The 16067-nt window shown below is 61.7% G+C and carries 15 protein-coding genes; 10 read left to right on the forward strand and 5 right to left on the reverse strand.

The window, feature by feature from the left end; genetic code table 11:
• The first annotated feature begins 552 nt into the window (after window positions 1–552).
• Entirely contained in the window at window positions 553–1896 is a 1344-nt protein-coding gene (gene mgtE / locus HALAL_RS0112300) for a magnesium transporter (protein ID WP_025274289.1), read from the forward strand.
• A 77-nt stretch (window positions 1897–1973) separates the two neighbouring features.
• Here the strand turns inward: mgtE and HALAL_RS0112305 are convergent, their stop codons facing one another.
• The 4 genes from HALAL_RS0112305 to HALAL_RS0112320 form a co-directional block, all read right to left on the reverse strand.
• Window positions 1974–2663, reverse strand: a complete 690-nt coding sequence (locus HALAL_RS0112305; RefSeq protein WP_029767870.1) for a DsbA family oxidoreductase — start codon at window positions 2661–2663, stop codon at window positions 1974–1976.
• A 134-nt stretch (window positions 2664–2797) separates the two neighbouring features.
• A complete protein-coding gene (locus tag HALAL_RS0112310) occupies window positions 2798–3244 on the reverse strand; it encodes a VOC family protein (RefSeq protein WP_025274290.1) in 447 nt (148 codons plus the stop codon).
• Window positions 3245–3385: 141 nt separating this feature from the next.
• Entirely contained in the window at window positions 3386–6106 is a 2721-nt protein-coding gene (gene acnA / locus HALAL_RS0112315; protein WP_025274291.1) for an aconitate hydratase AcnA, read from the reverse strand.
• Between the two features lie 521 nt (window positions 6107–6627).
• Window positions 6628–8100 (reverse strand): aminopeptidase P family protein, encoded by a 1473-nt coding sequence (locus HALAL_RS0112320; RefSeq protein WP_025274292.1) that lies wholly within the window; start codon window positions 8098–8100, stop codon window positions 6628–6630.
• A gap of 96 nt (window positions 8101–8196) precedes the next feature.
• Here HALAL_RS0112320 and HALAL_RS0112325 point away from each other — a divergent pair, with 96 nt between their 5' ends.
• From HALAL_RS0112325 to pheT, 9 genes are all read left to right on the forward strand, one after another.
• Entirely contained in the window at window positions 8197–8535 is a 339-nt protein-coding gene (locus HALAL_RS0112325) for a hypothetical protein (RefSeq protein WP_025274293.1), read from the forward strand.
• The gene (locus tag HALAL_RS0112330; RefSeq protein WP_025274294.1) at window positions 8532–8927 is read left to right on the forward strand and encodes a hypothetical protein; all 396 of its coding nucleotides are present in this window, start codon (window positions 8532–8534) and stop codon (window positions 8925–8927) included. Before HALAL_RS0112325 ends, HALAL_RS0112330 begins: the two co-directional genes overlap by 4 nt.
• Before the next feature lie 56 nt (window positions 8928–8983).
• The gene (locus HALAL_RS0112335) at window positions 8984–9436 is read left to right on the forward strand and encodes a PH domain-containing protein (protein WP_029767873.1); all 453 of its coding nucleotides are present in this window, start codon (window positions 8984–8986) and stop codon (window positions 9434–9436) included.
• Window positions 9437–9722: 286 nt separating this feature from the next.
• A complete protein-coding gene (infC, locus tag HALAL_RS0112340; RefSeq protein ID WP_025274296.1) occupies window positions 9723–10328 on the forward strand; it encodes a translation initiation factor IF-3 in 606 nt (201 codons plus the stop codon).
• Between the two features lie 81 nt (window positions 10329–10409).
• Entirely contained in the window at window positions 10410–10607 is a 198-nt protein-coding gene (rpmI, locus tag HALAL_RS0112345) for a 50S ribosomal protein L35 (RefSeq protein ID WP_025274297.1), read from the forward strand.
• Window positions 10608–10653: 46 nt separating this feature from the next.
• Window positions 10654–11022 carry a 50S ribosomal protein L20 gene (rplT, locus tag HALAL_RS0112350; protein WP_025274298.1) on the forward strand — a complete coding sequence of 123 codons (369 nt, stop codon included), beginning with the start codon at window positions 10654–10656 and terminating at the stop codon, window positions 11020–11022.
• A gap of 19 nt (window positions 11023–11041) precedes the next feature.
• A complete protein-coding gene (locus HALAL_RS0112355; protein ID WP_025274299.1) occupies window positions 11042–11830 on the forward strand; it encodes a TrmH family RNA methyltransferase in 789 nt (262 codons plus the stop codon).
• Between the two features lie 242 nt (window positions 11831–12072).
• The gene (gene pheS / locus HALAL_RS0112365) at window positions 12073–13131 is read left to right on the forward strand and encodes a phenylalanine--tRNA ligase subunit alpha (protein WP_029767876.1); all 1059 of its coding nucleotides are present in this window, start codon (window positions 12073–12075) and stop codon (window positions 13129–13131) included.
• A 6-nt stretch (window positions 13132–13137) separates the two neighbouring features.
• Window positions 13138–15609, forward strand: coding sequence for a phenylalanine--tRNA ligase subunit beta (pheT, locus tag HALAL_RS0112370; RefSeq protein ID WP_025274300.1), 2472 nt, complete (start codon window positions 13138–13140; stop codon window positions 15607–15609).
• A gap of 59 nt (window positions 15610–15668) precedes the next feature.
• On the opposite strand, the gene HALAL_RS0112375 is transcribed toward pheT, so the two are convergent.
• Window positions 15669–16022: a tRNA-binding protein gene (locus tag HALAL_RS0112375; protein ID WP_025274301.1), complete on the reverse strand. Its 354-nt coding sequence runs from the start codon at window positions 16020–16022 to the stop codon at window positions 15669–15671.
• Between the last annotated feature and the right edge of the window lie 45 nt (window positions 16023–16067).

The raw sequence follows: 16067 nt of genomic DNA on the forward strand, positions 1-16067 counted from the left end.
GTCAGAGGCGTTCAATCCATCGCGTGACTTTTTGGACGATGAAACCGACGTAACCGGAAATACTGTTCGAACATATATATTCAACTCAAGTGGGTAAAGACTGTGTGAGTTGGGAGTCCTCCCGGTCGACCGATACGGCATCGAACCGTGGAATCTTGCTATTCTTGCGATCAGGGTGTCCATACGTATTGAACGCGATACCCCATCATCAGAAGTTTTCCAAGTTCCGGAGCTGCCGTATCGACCCGGATATTGTGGAAAACAACCATGTGTACCAGTGTGCGTCGATATACGGCGAGCGCACCTTGGAATTCGGCGGGGAATGAGATGAACGGTGACCACCGTTCGCTCCGCCAAGCCGACCTGGAACCTCGAGGGGAGGTGGGGGCTGTGAACGACGACCCCGGAGATAGTCGCGGCGTTGACCGGTTTTTTCATATAAGCTCTCGCCGTGCCCCGCATCCACATAAGGTGAAGCCGTCGACTTAATTTCCATAAACCACGCGTCTTCACCCGTGCTCGGCACGGCCAGATCCCGCCAGGAGGTGGCTGATGCCCAACCACACCATGCAACCGATATCACCGGCCGCGGTGGACTCACTGACATCCCTACGCGCACAGTTGGGTGACATTTCCACAGTAGAACTGGCCGAAGAACTACCCCGGATGGAGGTCAGCGAGCAGGCGCTGCGGTTCCGACTGTTGCCCAAGGACAGAGCGCTCGCCGTGTTCGAAGAGCTCGACCCCGTGCACCAGCAGGAGCTGCTTGACGCTTTGAAGGACGAGTACGTCCGTGATCTGCTGGATTCGATGGAAGCCGACGACCGGGCCAAATTGTTCGATGAGGTCCCGGCCAAGGTCGCCACTCGTCTCCAGTCGCAGTTGTCGGCTTCCGAACGCCGTGCGACGGCGCAACTTTTGGGCTACCCACCTCGTTCGGCCGGGCGTATCATGACGCCGGACTATGTATCGTTGCGTGCGACGATGACCGCTGCCGAGGCGATCGAGCGCATTCGGTCGATCCGTGTCCGCCCGCGACATCTGGACGTCCTGCCGGTGACCGACGGGCATCGGAAGCTCTTGGGCGTCGTGGACCTGCCGGATCTGGTGGCCGCGCCGCCTGACAGCGCGGTGGCGAATCTGGTTGGACTGGAACATCACGAGGTGGAGACCGATGCCGATCAAGAGGAGGCCGCCCGGCTGATTCAAGAGGCGAATCTGAACGCCTTGCCGGTGGTCGATCACGAAGGTCGTTTGGTCGGTCTGGTGACCGTCGACGATGCCATGGAGATTCTCGAAGAGGAGGACACCGAAGACGCGGCTCGCACCGGTGGTGCCGAACCCCTGGAACGTCCGTACTTGGCCGCCGGGGTTTTCCGTTTGGCTCGGTCGCGGGCGATGTGGTTGATGATTCTGGCGGTGGCGGCGACGCTGACCGTATCGGTATTGACCTACTTCGAATCGGCTCTTGAGGGGGCCGTTATTCTCGCGACGTTCATCCCGTTTCTGACCGGTACCGGAGGTAACTCCGGTTCACAGGCCTCCGCGGTGATCATTCGGGCCATGGCGGTCGGCGAGATACGCTTCTCCGATACTCTGCGTATTATCTGGCGCGAAGGGCGGGTGGGTCTCTGCCTGGGGCTCATGGTGGGGGCCGTCGCCGGTCCTGTCGTGGGATTCATTTACGGGGTACCGATCGGGATCGTCATCGGCTTGACCTTGATCATTATATGTACCTGGTCGACCCTCGTCGGGTCGTTCCTTCCCCTGATCGCCACAAAGGTGGGCGTTGACCCGGCGGTCGTGTCGGCACCCATGATCGCGACTCTCTGCGATGCGACCGGCTTGATCATTTACTTCAGCATCGCGACGTCGATTCTGACGGCCGTTGGTTAGCCGCACTGCGCGGTCGCAGTTCCCAAGCAGCCGTTTATCATCCACGGTGACGGCCTTTGGCCGTCACCGTCTCGGCTTCAGCAACCGTCGGGTCCGCAGGCTTCTCCCGCAGCGAAGGTCTCCAGCTTGGGTTTTTCCGCCCAAGCCTTGTCGAGTGCTTCCCCGAACAGTTCGACCGGCTGCGCTCCCGAAATGCCGAATCGGTTGTCGATGACGAAGAAGGGCACGCCGGTGGCTCCCAGCGCCGCCGCTTGCTTCTCCTCGGCACGGACCGCGTCGGCATAGGCGGAGGGATCATCCAATACGGCCACCACGTCATGGCGCTCGAGGCCTGCCGCGACGGCGACGTCGATCATACGATCGCGCTGGTAAATAGACTCTTCATCGGCGAAGTTGCCTCGATAGAATGCCTGCCAGACCTCTGCTTCCTTCCCCATGTCCCGAGCCAGGTGTAGAAGTCGATGCAGGTCAAAGGTATTGCCGTGGTCGCGTCCGCGAGTGCGGTACTCCAGTCCGAGCTCGGCGGCCATCGCCCCCAGCCGATCCTCGTTCTGTTCGATCTGCTCTTCGGTGGCTCCGTATTTCTTGGCTATCAGCGGAATGACCGGACTGATCTCGTCGGAGGGGAAGTTCGGGTCCAGTTCAAAGGACCGATGGCGAATGTCCACCGCCGCGCCGTGTTCGAATTCGGACACGGCTTGTTCGAGACGTGCCTTTCCTACGTAGCACCACGGGCAGGCGATATCGGACCATACGTCCACTTGGATTGTTGCGTTAGTATCCGTCACTTTTGGAAAACACGCGCCGTCGGGGGAGTATTTCCATTCGGAGAGTGGCGTTGCGGACATCGAATCGACCGCAAACAGGAATTCGTCTACGTCTTACCCGGTGCGCTGGTCGATCACATCGTCGAGGCTTCCACCAATTGCATGAACTCCAGGCGGTTTCCGAACGGGTCACGGGTATGGAACCGACGAAATCCGATGAAGTCGTCGTCCCAGTTGACCTGGTATTCGCGATTTTCCAGAATCCGAGCGAGCGTGGTTACCTCTCGCACCACGATTCCCGGGTGGGCCTTCTCCATGGCGGCCATGTTCGGTTCGATCCCCAAGTGGATTTCCAGGGAGTCGGTCCGCAGCCACAGCCCGCCTTTCTTTGCCAGTTCGGGCGGCTTGGGTACTTCCCGCATGCCTAGGACATCGACGTAATATTCCCGGGCGACGTCCTCCGCGCCGGTGGGAATCGACAGCTGGACGTGATGTAGGCCGAATCCGTGCGATGACCGTCCGGCGGTAGAAAGGCCGTCGTCGGCAGGGGAGTGGGTGGTACCGGTGTCGAGGTGCGCCATGGGCACCGTCCTTCCAGAGTTGTCAGGGTGAACGGGCAAGGGAGATCAAGTGCAGTGGGCATGCGGTGGGCATAAAAAACGGGGGAAGCAGACGCCCCTACTTCCCCCGTTTGCGCGACTTCGTGAGTCGGCGGTACGTGGTTACTTATTCAGCAATCCACGCAGAACATAGGCGAGAATTCCACCGTTGCGGTAGTAGGCCGCTTCACCCGGTGTATCCAGACGAACGACCGCGTCGAAGGTGGTTTCCGCGCCTGAAGCATCGACGGCGCTGACCCGAACGGTCTCGGGAATGGAGTCGTTCAGTTGGTCCATGCCGGTGATCGAAATGGTTTCCTCACCGGTCAGTCCCAGACTTGAGTGCGATTCGCCCTCGGGGAACTGCAGCGGTAGGACACCCATCCCGATCAAATTGGACCGGTGGATGCGCTCGTAGCTTTCGGCGATCACGGCCTTGACTCCCAGCAGCCGGGTGCCCTTGGCCGCCCAGTCACGGCTGGAACCGGTGCCGTATTCCTTACCGGCCATGACGACCAGCGGAATGTTCTCGGCCGCGTAGTTTTGTGCGGCATCGTAGATGGTCGTCACGGGGGCATCGTCCTGAGTGAAGTCCCGGGTCCAGCCACCTTCGGTGCCGGGCGCCAACTGGTTGCGCAGACGAATGTTGGCGAAGGTACCGCGCACCATGACTTCGTGGTTACCGCGTCGGGAACCGTAGGAGTTGAAGTCCTTGATCGATACACCCTGCGACTTCAGGTATTCCCCGGCAGGGGAGTTGACCTTGATCGCGCTGGCCGGCGAGATGTGGTCGGTGGTGACCGAATCGCCGAGCTTGGCCAGCAGGCGGGCTCCTTCGATGTTCTCCACCGGTTCCGGAGTCTCCGGCATGCCGTCGAAGTAGGGCGCCTTGCGGACGTAGGTGGAGTTTTCCTCCCAGTCGAAGGTGTTGCCCGTCGGGACCGGCAGCGACTTCCACGTGTCGTCGCCTTCGAACACGTTGGAGTATTCGTCGAGGAACATCTCACGGCCGATGTTTCCGTCCACGACGTCTCGGATGGACTCGGGGCTGGGCCAGATGTCGCTGAGGAAGATGTCCTTACCGTCGGCGCTCTGCCCCATCGGCTGAGTGGTGATGTTGACGTCCATCGAACCGGCCAGTGCATAGGCGACCACGAGGGGCGGACTGGCCAGGTAGTTCATCTTCACATCCGGGTTGATGCGGCCCTCGAAGTTGCGGTTGCCCGACAGGACGGACGTGACGGCGAGGTCACCGGCATTGACCGCTTCGGAGATCTCCTCGGGGAGCGGCCCGGAGTTACCGATACAGGTGGTGCAGCCGTATCCGACCAGGTTGAATCCGAGTTTGTCGAGGTAGGCGTCCAGTCCGGCGCGTTTCAGGTAGCCGGTGACCACCTGGGAACCGGGAGCCAGCGACGTCTTGACCCACGGCTTGGTCGTCAAACCGGCGTCGACGGCGTTCTTAGCCAGGAGACCGGCCCCCACCATGACGTACGGATTAGAGGTATTGGTGCAGGAGGTGATCGCGGCAATGACGACATCGCCATGATCGAGCTGGTATTCGCCCGTGTCGGACGACACCGTCTGCGGGTTGTGCGGACGATCGCCGTTACCTTTTTCGGCGGGCGAGTCGGAGGCGGGGAAGGACTCCCGCTCGGCCTCGTCCTCGACGTAGTTGACCACGTCGCGGCGCCACTGGTGGTCGGCCTTGTCGAGCTGAATACGGTCTTGCGGGCGCTTCGGTCCGGCGATGGAGGGAACGACCGTGGAGAGGTCGAGTTCCAGGTATTCGCTGTACTCCGCCTCGTGATTCGGGTCGTGCCAGAGGCCCTGTGCCTTGGCGTAGGCCTCGACCAGTTCGATGTGCTCCTCATCGCGGCCGGTCAGGCGCAGGTAGTCGGTGGTGCGTTCATCGATGGGGAAGATGGCGCAGGTGGAACCGAACTCGGGGCTCATGTTTCCGAGCGTGGAACGGTCGGCGACCGGCACCGAAGCGACCCCGTGTCCGTAGAACTCCACGAACTTCCCGACCACACCGTGCTCGCGCAGCATTTCGGTAATGGTGAGAACCAGGTCGGTGGCCGTAGCCCCGGGCGGCAGGTCACCGGTGAGCTTGAACCCGAGGACGCGTGGAATGAGCATGGAGATCGGCTGCCCCAGCATGGCCGCTTCGGCTTCGATACCGCCGACGCCCCAGCCGAGGACTCCGATGCCGTTCTCCATCGTGGTGTGGGAGTCGGTACCCACGCAGGTGTCGGGGTAGGCGGTACCGTTGCGGGTCATGATCACCCGAGCGAGGTGCTCGATGTTGACCTGGTGGACGATACCGGTTCCGGGGGGAACCACTTTGAATTCGTTGAAGGCCGTCTGGCCCCAACGCAGGAACTGGTAGCGTTCGCGGTTGCGCTCGTATTCGCGCTCCACGTTTCGTTTGAAGGAATCGGCCTGTCCGAAGAAGTCGACGACCACCGAGTGGTCGATGACCATTTCGGCCGGAGCCAGCGGGTTGATCTGGTCGGGGTCGCCTCCCAGATCGCGGACGGCTTCGCGCATGGTGGCCAGGTCGACGATGCAGGGCACACCCGTGAAGTCCTGCATGATGACTCGCGCGGGGGTGAACTGGATTTCGGTGCTGGGCTTGGATTTGGGGTCCCAGCTGCCGAGCGCTCTGATGTGGTCGGCGGTGATGTTGGCACCGTCTTCGGTGCGCAGCAGGTTTTCCAATAGGACTTTAAAGCTATAGGGCAGCCTGTCGTGTCCGTCGACCTTGTCGATCCGGTAGATGTCGAAGTCCTCGCCGCCGACGCTGAGTGTGTCGCGCGCTTGGAAGGAGTCTTTACTCACCATGGGTACTCCTATTGGGAATCAATCGTGTTTTGTCTGGAGACCTGTTCTGAAGGCCATTCGCGGCATGGTGTGCACAAACGTCGGTTCCCGCGTCCTGGCGATGACCTTGCGAACAGGTTTCCCAGTGTCGCCCATCCTCTTATTCGTGTGTGGGAGGCTGGGGTGAACGCGACAGAGTGCACTGCGAACCAAGCTAAAAAACAGTACGTCCGTCTTATTTGTTTTCCTCCACCATACCATATTCTGTTCGCTGCGATGGAGTCTAGGTGGAATCCGAAGAGGTGCTTGGGAAGCGATACGGGAGCCTGCCGAACCGAGAAACGGTCGGCGGCGGCTGGCGGTTGTGGTGTGGTGACGAACGCCGCCGCCGACCCGGTGCGGTGATAAAAGTCTTCAACCGCACTATACGCCGCTGGGCGAGGCCTCCCGCACGGGGTCCGCCTCGCCGCGCATCATTACGAAACGCGTTGTGGGCCAGTGGAAAAACCAAATCCTGGCCCGGTGTCACTCCGTTTCGATCACTGCGGTAGACGTGGTCCGGCCTGACGCTGTTCGGCCAGCCAGCTCTCCACCTCGTCGGCGGTGCGTGGCAGCCCGCTGGAGAGGTTCTTGCAGCCGTCGGCGGTGACCTGGACGTCGTCCTCGATCCGAATCCCCACGCCACGGAGCTCTTCCGGTACCAGTTCGTCGTTGGCCTGGAAGTACAGTCCCGGCTCCACGGTGAGAACGAAGTTTTCCTTCAGTTCGCCCTTGTGATAGTGCTCCGGACGGGAGTTGGCGCAGTCGTGCACGTCCAGTCCCAGCATGTGCCCGAATCCGTGCAGGGTCCAGCGCCGGTACAACATCGAGTCGGGCTGCATGGCCTCGTCCACCGATTCCGGGAGAATACCGAGCTCGTGCAGGCCCTCGGCGAGAGTGCGCATGCACGCGTGGTGGACGTCGGCGAACTTAGCGCCCGGCTTGATGGTGTCCATACCCGCTTCCTGCGCGGCGTAGACGATGTCGTAGACCTTGCGCTGCAGGGGAGAGAACGTGCCGGAGACCGGCAGAGTACGCGTCACGTCGGCAGTGTAGAGATTGTTGTTCTCCACTCCCATGTCCATCAGGATCAACTCACCCGGTTTGGTCTGGCCGGTATTGTCAATCCAGTGCAGGGTAGTGGCGTGCGACCCCGCGCCCACGATGGAGTCGTAGCCGATACCGTTGCCCTCGAACCGGGCCCGGGTCCCGAAAACACCTTCCAGGACGCGCTCGGAGATCGCTCCCTCGGTGGGGAGGACGCGGGCGACGTCCTCGAAGCCGCGAACGGAGGCGTCCACGGCTTCCTGCAGCTGCGACAGTTCCCACTCGTCCTTGGTCAGACGTAGTTCGGACAGAATCGTCGCCAGTTCCTTGTCGTGGTCGTCGGCGCTAAAACGCTCGTCCAGCGTGGCGTCGAATCCGCGCAGCAGCCGGACGTCGGCGCGCTTTACTTCGGCGACGACCGATTCCAGTTCTTCGATGTCGCGGCATTCGATCCCCAACCGGGTGCGGGTCTCGTCGAGGGAGAAACGTCGACCGATCCACAGTTCGCCGTACTTGGCGGAGCGGAAGAATTCATCGGATTCGGTTCCCTTGCGGGGGCGGCGGTACAGTACCGAATCGTGGCCGGAACCGTTCGGCGTCATGACCAGAACGCCCTCCGGATCCAAGTCACCGGTCAGCCATGCGAAGTCGGTGGCCGCACGGAAACGGAAGAAGGTGTCGTTGGCGCGAACCTTCTCCTCGCCGGTGGGAACCACCAATGTCTCGCCCGGGAAGGCTGCGGAGAGACGATTACGGTGCTGACGGTGCCACTGGGCCTGTTCCAGCTCCTTGACGTCCACATCGCTGGGGCCCCAGCCCTGGGCCATGAAGTCCAGGAACTTCTGTGGGAATCGAGGGTCGTGTGGGCGCTCGCCCGCTTTTTGAGCGGTGCCGCCGGACTGGTCGGCTTTGACCTGATCGTTCATGCGATTGTCCTTCCCAAGACTGATAATGGTTCCCTACGACCATACTCCAGGTGGTGCGGTCGCGCTTGCCGCCCGGCCAGGGGTTAATCTGAAGACGTGAGCGGAAAACATGCAGATGACGCCCCTGGAATCCCGGCGGCGTCGTCCAGCGAAGGTGAGAAATCCCCCACCGGCGAGAACGGTTCCGATGGGCACACCGTTAGCCTGAGTGAAGGCCAGGTGCGCGAGATCGCCCAGCTGGTTCGCTCTGGGAAAGCCGCGTCGGTCGACGACTACGTGCTTCGTGCGGTCGAAGATCGTCTGGAACGGGACAGGTCGCTGACGCAGCTGCAGGAGCTTTTCGACCGCAAGGGGCACGGCCCCAGCGCCGAACACCTGGCGTGGGCGCGCGAAGTCCTGGGTGTGGAGAGGGAACAGGGGGAGGAGCCTACGTGATCGGTGGTCGAATCCTGGACGTGTCGGCCATAGTCGGTTTCGCGACCTCTATGCCTTATCCGCAGGCGGTGGTGTTTACCGCCAACGAGGCCAACTTCGTGCTCGCCATCCCCTCGTCGGCACTCACCGAAGCCTGGTGTCAGGCGCGGCGTCGCGATCGCGACGCCCTGCAGGTACTTCTAGGGCTGCCCGTGACGGTCATCATGGATCTCGACCGGCGATCCGCCCGTGACGTGGGGCTCATGCTGTCTCGGTCGCGGCAGTCGGGCAATCTGGCGGCCGGGCATGTGGCCTGGTGTGGTTTGCGACGCCCCGGGTGGCCTATCGTCACCGGTGAACCGAAGACTCTGCTTGCATTTGACTCAAACCTGGAGATCGACCAACTGCCCTAAAGGATGGGATAATGGGACGCAGCGGAACAATCGAATCCACAGCGGGGAACATCGACATGACGACATCCAAATCCAAACCCGTCTTCGAATACCGACCGCGTCGGTCGCGCCTGGGTTCCTGGATCACCGCGGCGGTATTCTTCCTGACTTTCGCGGCCCTGTCGTTCAGTCTGAGCGCCACCACCGAAGGCGGAGGCGTCATGACTCCCGCCGACCACTTCGCCATGTGGGGGCTGGGCGTGCTGGGGGCTCTCGCGTTCCTAGTCTTCAGTCGACCTCGTATCCGGGTTTTCGACCACGGTATCGAGGTGCGTAATCTGGGGTCGGCGCAAGTGTTCCCCTGGGAAGTGGTGACCGGTCTCTCGTTCCCCAAAGGCGTCCCGTGGGCCACTCTGGAATTGGCCGACGACGACGAGGTGTCGCTGATGGCGCTGCAGCCGACCGACAAGGAACGGGCGCTGGAGGCCACGCGAACCCTGCGGGCCCGGATCGACGCGCACCGCAACTAGTGCTATTATTGGTGCAGACAAGCGGAGCCCAGCTCCCACCCGCACCAATACACCTGGGATCGGGTAATTCACCACTACGGCCTGGATTGGCGACGCAGTGGTGTGGAGATGGGCCTCACATCTGCCGTAGGGCGGATGCCGGGGTCTTTTTTATTGCTCTGAGAGTTCACGATCCTGATGAGTGCAATATGGTCCCGGGCCTGCTTGTTGACGTAATTGTCATATAGACCGGCACCGTCGTCGATAAGGTATCGCGGCGTTCTTTTGAGGAGGACTCATCAGCGATTTGCGCGTTAACGACCAGATCCGGGTACGTGAGGTACGCCTGGTCGGCCCGCAGGGTGAGCAAGTTGGAATCGTTTCGCTTGATAAAGCCCTGCAGTTGGCCGCCGACGTAGACATGGACTTGGTCGAGGTCGCGCCCAACGCTCGTCCACCGGTCTGCAAACTACTCGATTACGGCAAATACAAATACGAAGCCGCGCAGAAGGCGCGAGCCGCTCGTCGTAATCAGCAGCAGACCGTGATTAAGGAAATGAAGCTTCGGCCCAAGATCGATCAGCACGACTATGAGACCAAAAAAGGCCATGTCGTCCGTTTCTTGAAGGCCGGTGACAAAGTCAAGATCACCATCATGTTCCGTGGTCGGGAGCAGTCCCGTCCGGAAGTCGGGCGTCGTCTGCTGGAAAAACTCGCTGACGAAGTGAGTGACCTCGGCAGTATCGAGGCCGCTCCCAAGCAGGACGGTCGCAACATGATCATGGTGGTCGCTCCGCTACGCCCCAAAGGCGACGGTGGAGGTAAAGGGGGCCGCAAAGGTGGTCGTTCCCGCAACAACCGCCCCAGTCGGCGTGAGCGCGGTAGCACTTTCACCAGCGAGTCACCCCAATAGGGACAACGGGCTCCACGCTGGCCCCGTTGCGTCGCCGTTCGGCAGGACGGTGGCACATGCCAATCAGAGGAGACTATTCCGATGCCGAAAATGAAGTCGCACAGCGGTGCTAAAAAGCGCTTTAAAGTTACCGGCTCAGGCAAAGTGATGCGCCGCAAGGCCAATAAGAACCACCTGCTGGAGCACAAGAACTCCAAGCGCAAGCGCAACATGAGCGGTCGCACCCAGGTGGACAAGTCCAACCAGAAGCAAGTAGACCGCCTGCTGGGCCGTCGCTAGTTTTATGTCCGACATTTGAATCTGTAAACACCCAAGGAGATAGACCGTGGCACGTGTTAAACGTTCGGTGAACGCCCACAAGAAGCGTCGCACCGTCCTCGAGGAGGCCAAAGGTTACCGTGGACAGCGTTCCCGCCTCTACCGTAAGGCCAAGGAGCAGCTGCTTCACTCCTACACGTACTCCTACCGTGACCGCAAGTCGCGCAAGCGTGAATTCCGCAAGCTGTGGATCACACGCATCAATGCCGCCGCGCGCGCAAACGGCATCACTTACAACCGTTTCATGCAGGGCCTCAAACTGGCCGAAGTCGACGTCGACCGCAAGATCCTCGCCGATCTCGCCGTGAACGACGAAGCCGCCTTCACCGCCCTGGTCACGGTTGCCAAAGAAGCCCTTCCGGCAGACAACAAATAACGTAAAGTCAGCTTTACCGATGTCGGACTCATCACCCGGGACAGAAGCGTTCACCATACGCTCGTCCCGGGTTTCCGCTGCCCGAAAACTCACCCGGCGTCGCGCTCGCGACCAAGCCGGTCGCTTCCTCGTCGAGGGGCCACAGGCGATAGGTGAAGCGCTCCGGGCCGACGCGGTGGTCGAGCTGTTCTATACCGAACGTGCCCTGGAGCGGTGGTCGTCGTTGATCGTCTCCGCTCCGCGCAGCGCCTTGGTAACCGAAGAGGCCCTGCAGGCCTTGGCGGAGACGATGACGCCGCAAGGCGTCGTCGCGGTATGCCGCTTTCTGGACCAGACCCTTCCGGTGGAGCCGCAGTTGGTCGTGGTCTTGGACGGCATAGCCGACCCCGGCAACGCCGGTACCGTGCTGCGAGCCGCCGACGCCGCCGGCGCCGATGCCGTCGTGTTCGGAACCGACTCGGTCGATCCCTACAACGGCAAATGCGTGCGATCATCGACCGGAAGCATTTTCCACCTTCCGGTGGTGCGGGGTAAGGCGACCGAGGACGTTCTGGACGCCTTCGACGCTCAGGTGCTTGCCGCGGCCGCCGACGGCGACGATCTTTTCGACCTGCGTGACGCGGGCGACTTGGACGTTCCGACCGTGTGGCTCTTCGGTTCGGAACCGCACGGTCTCGATTCGACCACGATGGCGTTGGCGCACCGTCGCGTGGGAGTTCCCATCTGGGGAAACGCAGAGAGCCTCAACCTGGGCGTCGCCGCCGGAGTGTGTCTCTACACTTCCGCCGCCGCCCAACGGTCGTCGTAAACGGCGACCGTTGTGGTTCGGCCCGAGTGAGGCGTCGTTTCGTGAGTGAGCCGCTGCCCTATGGCCGTCGGCCTGCCTTGTGCGGTAAAGTGGAACGCATGCGGATGCGTCAACAGGAGTTTATGCGGCCCGCCAGGAGCGGGCCGAGAGTCGAATAGATCTCGCCATATGACGCTTTCTGGTGGGCGGCGGTAGAACCGCACGTTTGTTTTTTGATGATGTCACCCACCAGGAGATAATCCATGACAGACAATCCCGCTTCCGCCTTGGAGCAGGACCAACTTGACGCGGCGGTGTCCGCCGCGGAGAAGGCCTTCGAGTCGGCCGCAGATCTCAATGAATTGGCGACGGCCAAAACCGCGCACTTGGGCGACAAGTCCCCGGTGCTGCTGGCGCGGCGCGCCATCGGGTCTTTGCCGGGGAAGGAACGCGCCGACGCCGGAAAACGGGTCAACGTCGCCAAACAGGCCGTCACCGCAGCTTATGAAGCTCGACGTTCGGTCCTGGAGGCCGAAGAGGCCGAGCGTATCCTGCGGGAGGAAACGGTCGACGTCACCGCCCGAACACCTCGCCGCCGTACCGGATCGCGGCACCCTGTGAACGTCCAAATGGACCGGATCGCCGATCTCTTCGCCGCCATGGGATTTACCGTCGGCGATGGGCCGGAGATCGAACTGGAATGGTTCAACTTCGACGCGCTCAATATTCACCCCGATCATCCGGCCCGTACCATGATGGATACGTTTCACATCGCCGACACCAACGGCGAGTTCGGATCGAATTTGGTGCTGCGTACGCACACTTCCACGGTGCAGATTCACACCATGCTGAATCAGCAACCTCCGATCTACACCGTCGCGCCCGGGCGAGTCTATCGCACCGACGAAGTGGACTCCACCCACTCGCCCGTTTTCCATCAAACGGAAGGCCTGGTGGTGGACAAGGGAATCACCATGGCGGATCTGCGTGGCACCCTGGACCACTTCGCCAAGGCCCTGTTCGGGGCCGAAGCGCAAACGCGTCTACGTCCTTCTTATTTCCCCTTCACCGAGCCGAGTGCCGAGGTCGACGTGTGGTTCGCCGAGCACAAGGACGGTCCTCGTTGGATCGAGTGGGGCGGTTGCGGAATGGTTAATCCGCGAGTTTTGCGTGCCTGCGGCATCGATCCCGAGGTATACAGCGGGTTCGCCTTCGGCATGGGGGTGGAACGTGCGCTCATGTTGCGGCACGGCATCACCGACCTACGCGACATCATCGACGGCGATGTGCGTTTCCCTGCGGGCCTACGAGTGGAGGAATAACGAACAATGCTGATTCCCGTTTCCTGGTTGAAAGAATACGCCGCACTGCCGGACGATCTGACCACCGCTGAGATCGACGCCGCCCTGGTGAACGCGGGTCTGGAAGTCGAATCGGTGGAGGACCTGCGTGAAAAGGTCACCGGTCCGCTGGTGATCGGGCGGGTGACCACCATTGAAGAACTCACCGAGTTCAAAAAACCGATAAGGAATTGTACGGTCGACGTCGGGCGCGATCAACCGCAGAACATCGTCTGCGGTGCGCGCAACTTCGCCGAGGGCGATCTCGTCGTGGTGGCGCTTCCGTCGGCGGTGCTCCCCGGCGATTTCGCGATCAGTTCCCGTAAAACGTACGGGCGCACCTCGGAGGGAATGATCTGTTCCGCCGCGGAACTGGAACTGTCGGACGATCACAGCGGAATCATCGTGCTGGAAGCCGACTCCGCCCGGCCGGGGGAGGACGCCCGGCCGCACCTCGGCCTCGACGATACGGTGTTCGAGCTGGATATCACCCCTGACATGGGGTATTGTTTCTCGTTGCGCGGTGTCGCGCGCGAAGTCGCCCATCAATTGGACGTCTCCTTCACCGATCCCGCCGACGCGGTGAAGGAACCCGACGCCACTGAACCGGGCGCTTGGCCGCTGCACGTCGATACCGATAACTGCGAGCGCTTCGCGCTGCTGACGGTCGAGGGAGTCGATCCCAATGCGGCGTCTCCGCAATGGATGGCGCGTCGCCTGACCCAAGCGGGGATGCGTCCGCTGTCCTTGGCCGTCGACGTCACCAACTACCTCATGTTGGAACTGGGGGAGCCGCTGCACGCCTTCGATCGCGACCGCTTGCGCGGTGACGTGACCGTGCGGCAGGCTCGTTCCGGGGAAAAACTCACCACGCTCGACGATACGGTGCGGGAACTTGACGGTGAGGACGTCGTGATCTGCGATGAGTCCGGGCCGTTGTCGCTGGCCGGCGTCATGGGTGGCGCGACGAGCGAAGTCTCCGACGAGACCACCAACGTGCTGTTGGAGGGTGCGTGGTGGAATCCGGTCGCCATCGCTCGTACCTCACGGCGTCACAAACTCATTTCGGAGGCGTCCAAACGTTTCGAACGTGGAGTGGACCCGGCGTTGGCGGTCGTGGCGATTCGTTACGCCGCCGAACTGTTGGCTCGTTACGGCGGCGGCACGATTTCGGAAAACGTCACCGATGTCGATCGACGCACTGCCGTAGAACCGATTGAGCTTCCGGTATCCGAACCCAGTCGCATTGTGGGAGTTGACTATTCACCGCAGACCGTCCGGGCCGTGTTGCAGGCGGCCGGTTGTTCGGTGGAGGGCGATGCGGTATTGGCGGTGACGCCGGCCAGCTGGCGTCCCGACCTGACCGATCCGGCCGATTTGGTGGAAGAAGTCGCTCGTCTGGACGGGTATCGTCACATTCCTTCTACTTTGCCGCGTGCGGCGGAGGGCCATGGGCTCACCAAGGAGCAACGGCGTCGCCGTGCGGTGGCAAACGCATTGGCGCACACCGGTTTGACCGAGCTGTACACTTTCCCGTTCGTGAATGTGGAGCGCGACGATCAATTCGGTCTCGCCACCGAGGACGATCGGCGTCGCAATCTGTCGGTCCTCAACCCGCTGGACGAGTCCGCCGATCGGATGCGCACCAGCATTCTGTCCACGCTGGTGGACGCTGTACGCACCAATCTGTCGAGAGGCACCCGGGACCTGGCCGTTTTCGAGGACGGCCTGGTTTACCGTCCCGACGCCGGGTGGGGGGAACGAGAGGTTATCGACCTTCCTGTTTCCGAGCGTCCCGGGGACCGGTCCCTGGAGACGGCCAGGCTCCGCCTTCCCCGGCAGCCCCGGCACGTGGCCGCGATCCTGACCGGTGAGGCCCAGCAGGCGGGGGTTGGCGTGGACGCCCGTGCGGTGAATTGGTCGGATGCGATCGACGTCGCCGAGACGATCACCGACGCCTGTGGTGTCGCGTTGACCGTCCGCCAGGGCCACAACCCGCCGTGGCATCCGGGGCGCTGTGCCGAACTTTCGGTGGGAGAGACCGTCGTCGGTTATGCCGGGGAACTGCACCCGGAGGTCTGCGCGGCGGTGGAGCTTCCGCAGCGGACTGCGGCGGTGGAGATCGATCTCAGTGCCATCGCCTTCCCCGAATTGTCGACGGCACCTGTCATTTCGCATTACCCCGCTACGCTCATCGATGTGGCGGTCGTGGTGGATCGCGATGTTCCCGCCGGAGACGTCGCTCAGGCCTTGCAGGACGGGGCCGGCGAACTGCTGGACGACATTCGTCTGTTCGACGATTATCGGGGCGAGAAATTGGGCGCGGGCAAGAAGTCGCTGGCGTTCAAAATGAAATTGCGTGCCGCCGATCGAACCCTGACCAATGAGGAGGGGAGCGCCCTTCGCGACCGGGCCGTCGCGGTGGCCGCCGAACGGCTCAACGCGACCATTCGTTCGTAATACCTTGGGGATTCGGTTCACCGACGCGCCGCGAACGGAAACCGAATCCCCAAGGAGTATTAATGCACGCGGGCTCCAAGGGGCGCTTCGGCGTCCGGGCTCAGTAGGGTGATGTCGGAATTGTCGTCCACGCCGGCTCCGAGCACGAGCACTTCGGATTGAAAGTCCGCGATCCGCATGGGCGGGAAGTTCATGACCGCGATGATGCGGCGGCCTTCCAGATCCTCTAGTGCGTAGCGTTTCGTGATCTGCGCACTGGAATTCTTCATCCCGTACTCGCCGAAATCGATGGTGAGTTTGTACGCGGGTTTGCGGGCCTTAGGAAAGGGCTCCGCCTTGACGATACGTCCGACCCGCATTTCAATTTTGGTGAAATCATCGAAGGTGATCTGTTGGTTTCCGGTGTCATTCATGCCCGAAATTCTAATTCAGTCGTGGTGGACGTCCAAGGGCGTTGC

Origin of the sequence: Haloglycomyces albus DSM 45210, assembly GCF_000527155.1 — a bacterium.
Taxonomy (GTDB): Bacteria; Actinomycetota; Actinomycetes; order Mycobacteriales; family Micromonosporaceae; genus Haloglycomyces; species Haloglycomyces albus.

Bases quoted from the DNA above. Each gene is read 5' to 3' on its own strand.
- pheT (WP_025274300.1), top strand. From the start codon at position 13,138: ATGCTGATTCCCGTTTCCTGGTTGAAAGAATACGCCGCACTGCCGGAC.
- HALAL_RS0112375 (WP_025274301.1), bottom strand. From the start codon at position 16,022: ATGAATGACACCGGAAACCAACAGATCACCTTCGATGATTTCACCAAA.
- pheS (WP_029767876.1), top strand. From the start codon at position 12,073: ATGACAGACAATCCCGCTTCCGCCTTGGAGCAGGACCAACTTGACGCG.
- mgtE (WP_025274289.1), top strand. From the start codon at position 553: ATGCCCAACCACACCATGCAACCGATATCACCGGCCGCGGTGGACTCA.
- rpmI (WP_025274297.1), top strand. From the start codon at position 10,410: ATGCCGAAAATGAAGTCGCACAGCGGTGCTAAAAAGCGCTTTAAAGTT.
- HALAL_RS0112355 (WP_025274299.1), top strand. From the start codon at position 11,042: ATGTCGGACTCATCACCCGGGACAGAAGCGTTCACCATACGCTCGTCC.
- HALAL_RS0112320 (WP_025274292.1), bottom strand. From the start codon at position 8,100: ATGAACGATCAGGTCAAAGCCGACCAGTCCGGCGGCACCGCTCAAAAA.
- HALAL_RS0112310 (WP_025274290.1), bottom strand. From the start codon at position 3,244: ATGGCGCACCTCGACACCGGTACCACCCACTCCCCTGCCGACGACGGC.
- HALAL_RS0112335 (WP_029767873.1), top strand. From the start codon at position 8,984: ATGACGACATCCAAATCCAAACCCGTCTTCGAATACCGACCGCGTCGG.